We start from the raw sequence: 12,153 nt of genomic DNA, 5'->3' as shown, positions 1-12,153 counted from the left end.
TCGGTCGGCAGCGTCGGCGACAGCTATGACAACGCCTTGGCCGAGACGATCAACGGCCTCTACAAGGCCGAAGTCATTCATCGCCGTGGCCCGTGGCGATCCTTCGAGGCCGTCGAGTTCGCCACGCTGGAATGGGTCGACTGGTTCAACAACCGACGGCTCCTCGAGCCCATAGGCCATATCCCGCCAGCCGAAGCCGAAGCTGCCTACTATGCCATGCTAGCCGAACAGCCCCTGGCCGCGTAACTTAAGCCAAATGGCCTCCGGCAAACCCGGGGCGGTTCAGGTCGAGCGTGGTGTCGCCGGGGTGAAGTTCTCCAGCATCGACCGCCTAGCCGCCGCTTTGAAAGTGGATCCGGCCGAGCTGTTCACTACTGAGCTGCCGTCGGGGGCTCTCAAACGTAGGGAACTCACCAATCTGGTGGCCCGATTGTCAGCGTTTTCAGGAGGGGATCTAGCCTGGATCCATCAGCTGATCGAAGTGGCCGTGAAGCCGCGAAGGGGTCAGGTCGATTGAAGCCCGATAGGGCGACTTAGACGCTCAATGGCGGTCAAAGCCCCGGCTTGTGGGGTGATGATATAGCGACAGCCGGTGGCCGTCCCTGCACTCTCAGTTGTTGTGATCGACGATGGTCAGGGCCTCGTCACGCAGAGCCTGCTGAAGCGCCTTCGCTTCCTCCCACGGTGCCCGCAGCCAAATGTCTCGCTCGACAGCCGAAGCGAGGATCACCAGCATGGCCTTACGGTGATCGCCCAAAAGCAGACCCGCTCAATGTCTCAAACGGGTGGGGAGGGGACGCCAAGCTGCCCACCTTAGAGGTCGGTCCTGCGCGAATACCTACCATTGGAATGCCGCCAGAACCGTCCCTCCGGGTAGGTTTGCGTGAAGCTTGATCATTTCGTCAAGCGCGAGGTTCTCAATCCATCCGCCATCGAGATTCAGGGTGCCGCAAACCTCGACGACCGCCGGGCCCAAGCCCAGGCCGACAAGATCCACTATGCCCTGCCGGAGATCCTGATCTGGTGCGTTTACGGGCTCGAACTTCACGGTGCCTCTCCACAGCCAAGCTTCCCTCATCCTCTACCTTGAACGCGGGTTTAAAAGGGGGCGTTTGATCGGCCCGACGATGAAAAGCTGCCTGCGGCCAAAGTCCGTCGCCGTGGCTGCACTCCGAGGCGATCTGTTTGGGAAATGCGGTAGCGGGGTTCCAGCCTCCTCAGCGGATCACCGGGTCCCCATCCGCAATGCGCCGGATTTCGTGGGCAATTTCTTCTGGCGAAAGGATGAAATCAACACAGCCGCTCGCAATTGCGCTTTGTGGCATGTCGGGCTGGACAGCAGTATCGATCTTCTGGGCAATCGTTATGCCTCCAACCTCGCGAATACCACACAAGGCCGCCGCGCCGTCGCCGTCGAAGCCAGAGACGATAACGGCGACAAGCTTGCCAGACCAGTTCTCCGTCAAAGAGCGCAGAAAGACAGTGATGACGTCGGGCCATCCCCTCGGTTTCGAGATCGGCTCCAGTCTGAACTCACCGTTGAGGACGTGCAGATCGCGGTTTTCCGGAATGATGAACACGCAGTTCGGGCGGACGACCAGCCGGTCTGAAATCAGCTCCACGGGCATGGGCGTGAAGCCCGGCAGAATTTGGTGCAGCCTCGTGGCAACGGTTCGGATGTGATTGACGATAACGATCGCGACGCCCAGGTCGGCCGGCAGATTTTTCAGCAGCCGCGTATAGGCGTCGAGACCGCCAGCAGAGCCGCCGACACAGACGATTGGGAAATCGCTCGCCATTACCTAGCTTACCTATGCAACTGACAGAGAGCCGTACGTCTGTGCCAGCGCGCCTCGCGTCTAAGGCGCATTCGCGAGCTCGCCCTCGACAAAGGATGCGCAACCACGGGTGCCACGCGCTTGGGCAGGTAGCAGGTTTAGCAGGCCTCGGGCCAGCCCTCGATCACCTTTTTAGCCGGGCAATCAATGCGCCACACGAGACCGGTGGGCGCGAAGTCAGTCTCGGCTTCGCAGCTGAGGCTCATATTGGTCATTGAGCTGATTACGGTCGAGCCAAAGCCGTGGCGGGAGGGGGCTTTGACCGGCGGACCGTCGCTCTCGACCCAAGACATCGTGAATCTTGGAACTCCCTTAGCATCGGAATGCCGGCCCCAGCTGACGCTCACCTGGCCGAGTTGGTTGGACAATGCGCCGTACTTGCTGGCGTTGGTGGCAAGCTCGTGCAACGCCATGCCGAGCGCTTGGGCCGCCGATGCCGAGAGCTCGATCGGCGGGCCGTCAATCATGACGCGACTATCGTGCTCGTCGCCGAACTGGACAAGCTGCGAGCGAACGAGATCGCCGAGTGGCACAGCTTTCCACTCGTTCGCGACCAGAATTCTCTGGCTCGCTGCGAGTCCTTGGAGACGCTCATCGAAACTCCTCATAAAATCAGCCGGCCTTGAAACTACGGTACGCGCAGCGATCGCTCGGACGACGGTAAGCAAGTTCATCGAGCGGTGATTGACCTCACCCATTAGCAGCTTGATTGTTTCTTCCTGAAGCTTGCGCTCCGTGATGTCGTAGTTCACCCCGATCATTCGTCTCGGCTCCCCGTTAACCTCCTCGGTCACCCGGCCCACGCCGACTACATGCCGAATCTCGCCATCAGCTCTTCGGATGCGGAAATCTTCGTTGAACTGGGTGCGGTCCGCCGTGCTCGCATTAAACCGCACATTAACCCGAGCGATGTCGCTCGGATGGACATGATCGAAAAACAGCTCTGGTGAAGCCGTGCAGTCGTGATCAAGTCCAAGAATATCAAACATCCTGGGGGTCCAAATGGCCGTGCCCGCTTTCAAATCGGCGTCCCAAGCGCCTAAATTCGCCACTTCACATGCCAGTTGAAGGCGGCTCTCGCTTTCCCTCAGCACATATTCGGCCCGCTTGCGTGCGGCGATGTCGCGCGCCACGGCCGAGGCTCCAATGATGACGCCCCGCGGGCCGCGGATTGGTGAGACGTTTAGTGATACGTGGATGACCCGGTCGCCTTTGGTTACCCGGCTGATGTCGATGTTGGTGATCGCCTCACCACGCTGCAGGCGGGCTAGATTGTCCGGCCATTCGTCGATCTGCACATCGTCGAGCAACATCGACATCGGCTGCCCGATCATCTCGCTCGCCGCGTAACCGTAGATTTTTTCTGCACCGTCATTCCAGCTGGTAATCGCGCCGTCGAGATCGTGACTGATGATCGCGTCCTCGGAAGACGCAACAATGGCGGCAAGGTGGGCCCGGTCCCGCTCCAGCTTCTTGCGGTCCGAAATATCGATGAGTGTGATGACGACGCCATCGATGACATTGTTCAGGTCGCGATACGGCTTTACGCGAACCAAATAGGTCGCGGTACCGTCCTCGGACTCCGCTTCTCGTTCGATTGAACCTAGATCCCGCAGCACCGTGAAGATATCTTGGGTGAGGACGGAGCCGGCCAGCCGGGAGGAGAAATCGCTGATGAGGCGGCCTTCGTCCCCTTCACGCACGTTGAAAATCTCAGTAACCGCCGGAGTAAATCTCCGGATATGGGATTTGTTGTCGAGGAAGAGCGTCGCGATTGATGTACTATCGAATAAATTGGCAAGATCGCTATTGGAACGCACAAGGCTGTCTGCTCTGTTGTTCAACTCAGCATTAACCGTTTGTAGCTCTTCATTGATGGATGACAACTCCTCCTTCGAAGTCTCCAACTCTTCTACTGTCGAATGTAGTTCTTCATTTACGGATTGAAATTCTTCATTTGAACTCTGAAGTTCCTCATTCGCCGTCTCCAATTCCTCGGTGGTGGTCTGCAGTTTTTCCCGCGCTGCGACGAGTTCGCTATGTTGGAGATCGGAAGGCGGAGTGGTGTCATCCGGCGTTCCGACCTGTGCGTTGAGCGTGGACAGCTCCTGGAACGCCAGCAATACGCAGCGCTGCCCCTCGACCGGCTCCATCATCGGTTCGGCGATGAGGTTGATCGTTTGCCCTTGGCCGGCAACCTGAAAAGTGACGGCTTCTTTGGCGGGCCGTTGATGCTCGAGTGCCTTTCGAATGAGGCTACGGACCGGTGATCGCAACTGGGTGTGCAGCATCCGGAAGAGGTTCAGACTGGCACCGCCGCTCATTGGCTGCATGAATTTTTCGACGGGTCCAGAGAACCGCTGTATCTCGTGCTGACTATCGAAAACGATATAGGCGGGAGCGTATTGCGCCATCATCCGCGCCGCCTGCTCGTCGATGGTATCAGCTTCGGCGCTTCGTTGAGGCGGGGATGCTGGGCTCATTCGGACATTAGGCTTAACGCGCGGAATTTGAGGGGCGACGTCGAGCCGCCTGAACACCTTGTTCCGCTTATCGGCCACCTTGAACAGACGCGCGCTCGCGGCGATCGTCTCTGAAGGACCAAGCCAAAGGAAGCAATTAGTCTTGAGTCCATAGTGGAAGGTTGCGATGACGCGTTGCTGTAACGGAGACTCGAAATAGATCAGCAAGTTGCGACAAGTGATCATATCTAGCTTCGAGAAGGGTGGATCCTTGACCAGGTCGTGCGTAGAGAAAACACACATATCGCGTATCTGTTTGGTGACGCGATAACGCTGACCTTCTCTAGAGAAATTCTGCTCCAGTCGGACGACCGTCGTATCTGCTTCGATGCTATCACTGTAGAGGCCTGCCCGGGCAATCGTAACCGCCCGATCATCTACGTCGGTGGCGAAGATCGTGACCTTTCGTGGTGACTCCGCGCGGGCCAACGCCTCCGAGAACAGGATCGCTAGGGAATAGGCCTCCTCACCCGTCGCACAGCCGGCCACCCACACCCGGATCGGTTCCTCAGCACCGCCGTTCGCGATTATCTCCGGCAAGACGGTCGTGGCCAAGGCCTCGAACATGGTTGGGTCACGGAAAAACCGGGTTACCCCAATCAGGATTTCCCGAAACAGAAGCTCAGGTTCATTCGGCAAACTTCGCAGTTGGGCGATGTATTCCACAGAGTCTTCGATATGAAGCACCTGCATTCGCCGACGAACTCGGCGCATCAGCGTGCTGGACTTGTATTGCCCAAAATCTCGACCCAGCCGACTGTTCAGCACCGCGCAGATGGTCGTCAGGTGGTTGGCGCGGCCGGAGGGACCGATAGGTTCGTTGAGGTCATGAGCGCCCCCTCGGGATTTGAAATTTTGATGCTCCAACAGGCGTGCTGGCATCTCCTCGGGCCGAAGGACGTAGTCGACGAAGCCGCCGGCGGTGGCGCTCTGTGGCATCCCAAACTTCGCGCGGTGGTCGAACGCTGCCTCGCTGAGGGTCAGGCCTCCCGCCTCCTTGATCGCCTCAATTCCCAAGGTCCCGTCGCTCCCGAAGCCTGACAGGATGATCCCGACAGCGTTTTCACCCTGATCTTCGGCAAGGGAGACAAGAAAGGTGTCGATGGACGACCGCCGCGCCGTTGGGCTCTCAGGAGGAGCGACCCGCAAGACGCCGCCCTCGATCCTCAGGATGGCATTCTCGGGAATGACGGCAATGGTGTTCGGCGCGGCGACCGTTCCGTCCGAGGCCTGCGACACGGGCATCGCGGTGCACTCACCAATGATTTCGGCCAAGGCGCTCTTGTAGTCCGGGTCCAGGTGTTGAACCAGGACGAAGGCCATGCCGCTATCGACCGGCATCTGCGAGAAAAACGCTCGGAACGCGTCAAGCCCGCCCGCCGAGGCGCCGATGCCCACGATCAGGTGTCCAGAAAGCTCGGTTCCGCCGTCGACAAGGCCATCACCGAGCGTAGCTTTTGCCGCTGAAGGCTCAGCCTTCGCAGCTTTACGCCGTGCAGTTGCCCGTGGCTTGGCCATGCCCATCAGTCGGCCACCATTTTGACTAGCGCAATGACCTTGTTCGGATTGGGTCTAATTACTGCCCAAAGGCCGATCCGCCGGAAGGGGGCGTTTCCATAGCCGCCTCGGAGTCAGGAGTGGACCTGACAGTTCCCCTAGGTCTGCGTGTCCGCATTGGGTCGAGATCGGCTATTGGCTTCTGGCCTGAAAGCGGACGTTTGTCACGCGCGCGGCGACCGAACGTCACCTAAGTCGACGGAGGTGGAAACCTACCCGTCACAGGCCGAAACCAATGCCTGACGGCGTCTAGTCAGCCAGCCGTATTCTCCAGCGCAGCCGATAGCCGGCAGGCGTTCAAATCGTCGACGCAATCCCTCACGGCCCCGGCAAGAACGGCCGCTTGATCGGGCCTCAGACCATGGCGGCTCAGCGTGAAGACGTCAGCTTCGTGCCGAAGCCTCGCCAATGGTGCATCAGCGATCCAACGGTCCAGCGCCTGACCTTCCACAACGAATAACGCGTCGGCCAAGGCCGCAAGGAATGACTGTCGGGGTATGCTGTTCAGCTCCGGCTGCGACTGCAGAAGACGAGAGCCGAATGCCCGGATCGCCCTCCTGCCGGTACGCTCGTGTTGATCGTACGCCTCGCTGGGATAGCCCCGGATCAGAACGCTTTCGGGAGGTTGGTCCTGCAGCAGTTCGAGGTGGTCCGGATCGACGGTCAGCCGAGAAAGCACCACGTACCCCATGGCCATATTGTCGAGAGGCCGGCGCAGGGCGGATTTAGCTGCTTGCGCGGTTCGCCCCGACGCTTGGTCATCCATGATTTCGATAGCCGCGAGGATGCCGGCTGGGTCGGGCTGTCGAGCCCGATATCCGGTGGGTACGACACCCCGGAGAACCGATATCGCAGCATAGGCCTCATAGAGATCGTCAGCGGCGAACCGGCGCAACAGGTGTTCGGTGGTCATGGTGGCAAAGTGCCGGAAAATCTCGGGCTCCCCCGTATCGACCACGAAAGACAGTTCGCAGGCCGCCCGGCTCTTGATGGAACTCGCCATCTCTCGGGTTAGGGCGATGAGCAGCGGCAGCTCCCCGACCGCCCGACGAAAAACGGACGACTGGGCGTGGGTGGCGAACCAGACTGCGTCCGGTGATCCGAGACCAACGTCTTCGAGCGCCACCGTTAGAATGGCCCTCCAGACGTATCGGCTGTCGATCCGATGGAGAGCCAGGGCCATATCGACAGCGCGTTCGACCTGTCCTCTCCGGACTGCTTTCTGGTAGCTGCTTCGAATGATGAACTTGTCCGCCGGATCGACGTGGGTGGGTTGCGGCTTCAGGACCGCTCGTTGCGCCGTCCAGGCAAAAGCCTCTTGGATCGGCATTGGTTCGGCTGGCAGGTGCACCGCAGGCTCCGAAGATCGTGATTGATCTCCCGAGCGTGGATTTCATGGCTCGACAGGGAAGGGGTCCGAGCCGGTTAATCGGACGAGCACTCGGGACACGGTGGCGGGATGCCAGCGCCCTCCCTCACGGGTCAGGACACCGCGACCGTTCAGACCGTCGGCGAGTTCCCTTGTCGTCTTGCGCCCACCGGCCAGAAGCTCGTCGACGGAGCATCTCAGGCTTTCCGCGAAGAGTTGGGCTTCGTGTCGATGGGCGGCAGCGAGAACAGCGCCGTGAGCACCGAGGCGGACCCCTCGGGCCTTTGCCGCTGCAAGGGCCGCCTTCGTTCGGTCGCGGATCATTTGACGTTCGTGTTCGGCGAAGACCGCGAGGAGCTGGAGGGTTAGCCTATTTGCTTCGGGCACGTCCGCCGCCCGGACATCGACCCCGGCTTCCAGAAGTTGGGCGATGAACGCGAGCGACCGGGAGAGCCGGTCAAGCCGGGCGATCAGCAGCACGGCCTTCTTCCGCCGGCAGAGATCCAACGCGGCGGCGAGCTGGGGACGGTCTCGAACTGCGCCGCTCTCGACCTCGGTGAAAACGCCGATGATGGGTTCACCTGTCCGCTCAGCGTACCGGTCGATGGCCTCCTGCTGGGCTTCAAGGCCAAGACCGGACGCCTGTTGTTTTCCGGTCGAGACGCGGGTGTAGGCGACGAGGGGCATGAGGCTGGAACAAGTTTATGTTGGTATGTGCGTTCCAAGGCGTAGCGGATGACACCGGACAGGGAAGTGTTGTTGATTGCACCGAACCGGAATGTCGGCTTTCCGGCTTGGTGCCTATGTCGCAATCCGACCCAGAGCTGACATCCGGCGGCTGGGTGCTTGCTGGTCTCGAAACGCCTAAAGAGCCAACCGCGTAGCCTTGAGGCGAAGCGTCACAATGGCCCCTTCGCTGGGCCAATCATAGGCGATCGAGCCGCCAAACTGATGGGTCATTATGCGGTTCAAGAGCTTGCCCCCGAAGCCGCTTGTGGACGTTGGAGCGATGCATGGAGGCCCGCCCCGTTCGGTCCAAACGATGACCGCCTCGTCTCCGTCGATCTGGCAGGCCACATCGAGAAGCCCAGTCGGCACCGAAAGCGCACCGTATTTGACAGAGTTGGTCGCCAGTTCATGCAGCACCAATGCCAAGTTGGTCGCCGAGACTTCCCCAATCCCCATTCTGGGCACGGCCACCCGAACGCGCCCGCTGAAGGCCCCCAGATCATTGTAGGGCGTCAGCAGGACAGAGAGCAGGTCACCGAGAAGAGCTACGTTTTCAGTTTGCCCAGGGACAGGTCGAACGAGATCATGCGCGCGTCCCAACGCGGCGAGCCGGTGCGTGAGATCGCTGACCATCTCTTCCTTAGTCTCGGTTGACCGCGACGTCATAGTCGTGAGCGCCCCGGCGATTGTGATGAGGTTCTTGACCCGATGGCTCATCTCGCCCGCCAACAACTCGTTGGCTTCCTCGGCCTGTTTCCGGCCCGTGACGTCCAGAAAAATCCCGAACATTACTCGATCGCGGATGCCCTCATCATCGCCACGTCCCCGAGCAGACACCCAGCGGACCTCCTTGTTGATCAAGATGCGGAAATCGATCTCGTAAGGCCCGACGATGCCCCGGGTCGCATTGAAACCGGCTCTAACCCTGTCCCGGTCAGCCGGATGGATGTGGGCGGACAGATCTTCAAAGGTGACTTCGGTGGTCGTGGGCAAGTCCCAAAGGTCGTATCCCGCCTGATCCATCGTAAGGCGATCCGTATCGACGTTCCACGACCAGAGAGCTACGCCAGCGGCCTCTACCCCCAGACGCAAGTGTTGATCATCCCACACCGGACGGTCCGGAGCGTTCGCTGGCTTTATCGTTTTCATGGATTGGTGCTCGCCCATAGCTCATGCGCCAGGCTGGACCAGAACCGTAGTCGACGACCATCCGTTCCCGCAACCTGCCGATACGACAACTCCTGCGGCGAGGGAGCGCCCTTGATCAACTTGTGATCGCTCCCAGCTGACGTCGCCTATCCACCCGTTTCAGACATCCGGCGGGTCTGCTTCGGATCGCAAGCGACGTTGATGCAAGACAGCTTTGCTCCCCGCGCCTTCAACAGACTGGTCAGCATATGTGTGTGCAGGGCGTGCGACGGACGGTGAAGTTAACCACAGCAAACGCGGTTCGAGCGATATCGTGTACTTAACCGTGTTGGAGCATTTCGATGTCGGTCCCTTGACCAAAATAAAGGCCCTGCTTGAGGCTCCATATGCCGGAGACAGATCGGCGGACTGATAACCCCTCCAGACGATTTGGCAGCGCCGTCGAGCTCGTGCGATTAACTTCTATGCGATTTCGCTGGCGGGGAAGCGGGGCGGACAACCCGGTACGCCACCGGTCGGAGTTCGCAACTCGCAATACTCCAGCCGATTTCTCCGTGGCAGGTGCCACCCACCGCTGTCGGGAGCACGCCAGACTTTCTCACCAGGTGAAAATTCGACACCAAGACCAGGCCGGTCGCCCCCGCCTCTCTCTGGTGTAGTTCGACCTCGTTTTTGGTCATGAAGAACTCATCGCATGAGACCCCGGTGGTGCCCTTCACCTCGATCTTGAACGTGTCGCCATTCTGGGTGGCGGCGAAGTCAAACGGGGAGTTCTTCGACGTGTCCTTGACCGAGAACCCCAGTCCTTCCAGCCAATCCTGAGCGACCTTCATTGCCCGCAGTTCAATGGCTCTTCTCTCCGGTCCGGTTAGGCCCAGACCCTGCCGTGCAGCCGCATTCGCGTTCGGGCGAGCCAATGCCTCCAGCTCGATCTCTGCCGCTTCCGCCAGGGACAGATGGCTTCCCATGGCCTGCGCCCGGTAGACCTCTCGGAGATAACCAGCTGCTTCGATCAACGCCTGTTCGATCTCTGCATCAGCTGTCATCACTGGGTTAAATCGTCGGGCCAGTGCGGTCGCCTTTTCGAAAGTCCTTGGCAAGCTCGCCTTGGCACCGAGTGCTATTGTGTCGGCGAACTGGCCAGCTCCACCGAAATGCTGGTCGACCACCGAACGAGCCCATTGCGTCCGCTCCTGGAGTTTAGCATCTGGCAGCGCCCGTAGATCCCCGCCGTTCCACACCGTGGAGCCACAGCCGACTGTGATCCAAAATGCCGACCCGTCAGCTGAGAAATGTATGACTGCGTAAAATCCATCGCGTGGGGTGGGCGACATGCGCCGGGAGAAGAACCGCACCCATGGTGCTTCTGTCTTTCTGCCGATGCCGTCTGATGCTTCGACGCCGAAGTCGTCGCCGTACTCTGCCAGCTCCGATGACAAGACGGCTGCCAGACCCCGAACCTCGCCGACCAAAGTCGAGCGGATGAGAGATCCCCGCGCCTGCATCGCGGGTGTGTTTGACGGTGAATATGCAGGCTGGAGCTGGCTGATCTGGCGCAGGGTTTCGATCATAAGACCTCCTCGGATGTTTCGACTTTGCCATCCAACCGCAGTGAAGTTAACCGCACCGTCTCGACGTCCTTCAGGACATTAGATTGGGCGAAACACCTCCCCGACGATGCCTTGTCATTAACCAGGGTTTTAAGAAAATCGGTTTCTTATCAGGTGCATGGGCAGATATTGGACTGATAACCCCTCTGAGCGATACGGCTAGGTCTGGCCGCCTTCGAAGAGGTCGAACTCAGCTGATGCAGCGATGCCTATCCAGTGGTCTAGACCGGATTGTTTTAGCCCAGACGGCCATCCCAGCCATGACTTCGCGGGCGTGATAAGCGCGCTTGGCGGATCGTTATAGAGTTTACCCCAGGCAAGAGCCTGATAGATCGATAAGCCCAGCATTCGAGTTGCGATGGTGGCCGGGTGATGTCGGCGTAGGCCTACATAAGCTTTCCAGAGCTGCAGGTCCGAGTTTGGTACTGCCGCGTTGACATAGGTCAGGCTCACGTCGTTAAGCGGGTTCCCGAATGAAGTTAACTTCAAGAGGGTCGGGCCATGACCCTTCCACTTTTTGACCACCTCGCACCGGGTCACCTCCGCTGGGCCGAAGGGGGCTGGCTGTAACACCGATGCCCGTTCCCTCACTCGGTCATATACCTTGACCAGGACCTCCCCGAGGGGGTTGTCGCTCCTCTTCACCTTCTTCGGAGCGCCGGCAGCGTCGTAGTTCTGCTTTGGCGGGGGGGCTGGCCGATGCAGAGATATCGTCTCCAGAACCCCATCGCGTCCTACGACGTAGGAAGATTTCCCGAGGGGCTCGATCTGAGGGAGCGTATCAGCGACCTGCACCCCGATGAAATCAACTGCAGTGTCCAACCTCGTGATTTTGGCATCGGCAAGATATCGGGCAAGCCTGAATGTGTGGCTATAGCTCAGGTCTCCGGCGAGTGCCTTGAAACCGGCCGGGCCGATCTTGCGGGGGTTCAGTTCGATACGTAACTTCCAAGGCTGCGGCTTTGCTCCGCCCTTCGGTTTGGTGAACTGAATGATAGCCACCGCGTCCCGGTCACCTGCCTGAAGGACGATTTCAAAGAAGAGCTTGTTGGCCTTATCGAAGCGGGTGGACACAATCTTCGTGAGCCCCCCGACCGTAGCCAACACCGAGCTCATCGTTGTGATGTACTCGATGAACTGAGCTTCGTCCTTCGGCTGGGGCTGGAAGTGTTTCCATAGAAGAGGAGCTATCAGGGTCAGCTTGTCGGGCTGAGGATTGGAAATCCAGACCTTCCTCTCATCCGCCATCGTAAGCTGGATGGGATATTCGGAGATCGATGGCTCAGGGACGGGGGGCTTATTAGAGGCTTCAGAGCCGGCGGTGATTTTCACCGCCATCTGGCGACGCCTGGACCAACCACTCGTTCCCGCCCCAAACT

Annotated in this window: 11 protein-coding genes; 2 read left to right on the top strand and 9 right to left on the bottom strand. The window is 59.6% G+C overall.

Annotation, left to right across the window (positions count from 1 at the left end; genetic code table 11):
• The coding region (locus ACP7A5_RS08695; protein WP_426041548.1) for an integrase core domain-containing protein at positions 1–246 on the top strand (246 nt) is incomplete at its 5' end.
• Between the two features lie 10 nt (positions 247–256).
• Positions 257–517, top strand: a complete 261-nt coding sequence (locus ACP7A5_RS08690) for a hypothetical protein (RefSeq protein WP_426041547.1) — start codon at positions 257–259, stop codon at positions 515–517.
• A gap of 93 nt (positions 518–610) precedes the next feature.
• On the opposite strand, the gene ACP7A5_RS08685 is transcribed toward ACP7A5_RS08690, so the two are convergent.
• The 9 genes from ACP7A5_RS08685 to ACP7A5_RS08645 all read right to left on the bottom strand — a co-directional run bounded on the left by ACP7A5_RS08685 (position 611) and on the right by ACP7A5_RS08645 (position 12,112).
• On the bottom strand, positions 611–757 hold the full coding sequence (locus ACP7A5_RS08685) for a hypothetical protein (protein ID WP_426041546.1): 147 nt from the start codon (positions 755–757) through the stop codon (positions 611–613).
• An 81-nt stretch (positions 758–838) separates the two neighbouring features.
• The gene (locus ACP7A5_RS08680; protein ID WP_426041545.1) at positions 839–1,048 is read right to left on the bottom strand and encodes a hypothetical protein; all 210 of its coding nucleotides are present in this window, start codon (positions 1,046–1,048) and stop codon (positions 839–841) included.
• A 169-nt stretch (positions 1,049–1,217) separates the two neighbouring features.
• A complete protein-coding gene (locus ACP7A5_RS08675; RefSeq protein WP_426041544.1) occupies positions 1,218–1,799 on the bottom strand; it encodes a chemotaxis protein CheB in 582 nt (193 codons plus the stop codon).
• A 137-nt stretch (positions 1,800–1,936) separates the two neighbouring features.
• Positions 1,937–5,884 carry a CheR family methyltransferase gene (locus tag ACP7A5_RS08670; protein WP_426041543.1) on the bottom strand — a complete coding sequence of 1,316 codons (3,948 nt, stop codon included), beginning with the start codon at positions 5,882–5,884 and terminating at the stop codon, positions 1,937–1,939.
• 286 nt (positions 5,885–6,170) lie between these two features.
• The gene (locus ACP7A5_RS08665) at positions 6,171–7,268 is read right to left on the bottom strand and encodes a hypothetical protein (protein ID WP_426041542.1); all 1,098 of its coding nucleotides are present in this window, start codon (positions 7,266–7,268) and stop codon (positions 6,171–6,173) included.
• A gap of 42 nt (positions 7,269–7,310) precedes the next feature.
• Positions 7,311–7,973, bottom strand: a complete 663-nt coding sequence (locus tag ACP7A5_RS08660) for a recombinase family protein (protein WP_426041541.1) — start codon at positions 7,971–7,973, stop codon at positions 7,311–7,313.
• Positions 7,974–8,150: 177 nt separating this feature from the next.
• Complete coding sequence (locus tag ACP7A5_RS08655; RefSeq protein WP_426041540.1) at positions 8,151–9,164, bottom strand: sensor histidine kinase; 1,014 nt, start codon at positions 9,162–9,164, stop codon at positions 8,151–8,153.
• Between the two features lie 455 nt (positions 9,165–9,619).
• Positions 9,620–10,735 (bottom strand): MrcB family domain-containing protein, encoded by a 1,116-nt coding sequence (locus tag ACP7A5_RS08650; protein ID WP_426041539.1) that lies wholly within the window; start codon positions 10,733–10,735, stop codon positions 9,620–9,622.
• A 198-nt stretch (positions 10,736–10,933) separates the two neighbouring features.
• Positions 10,934–12,112 carry a hypothetical protein gene (locus ACP7A5_RS08645; RefSeq protein WP_426041538.1) on the bottom strand — a complete coding sequence of 393 codons (1,179 nt, stop codon included), beginning with the start codon at positions 12,110–12,112 and terminating at the stop codon, positions 10,934–10,936.
• Between the last annotated feature and the right edge of the window lie 41 nt (positions 12,113–12,153).

This window comes from Brevundimonas sp. TWP2-3-4b1, assembly GCF_049897665.1.
In the GTDB taxonomy this organism is placed as follows: domain Bacteria; phylum Pseudomonadota; class Alphaproteobacteria; order Caulobacterales; family Caulobacteraceae; genus Brevundimonas; species Brevundimonas subvibrioides_B.
Note: the sequence above shows the minus strand (reverse complement) of the source record. Positions and strands in the feature narration are given on the sequence as shown.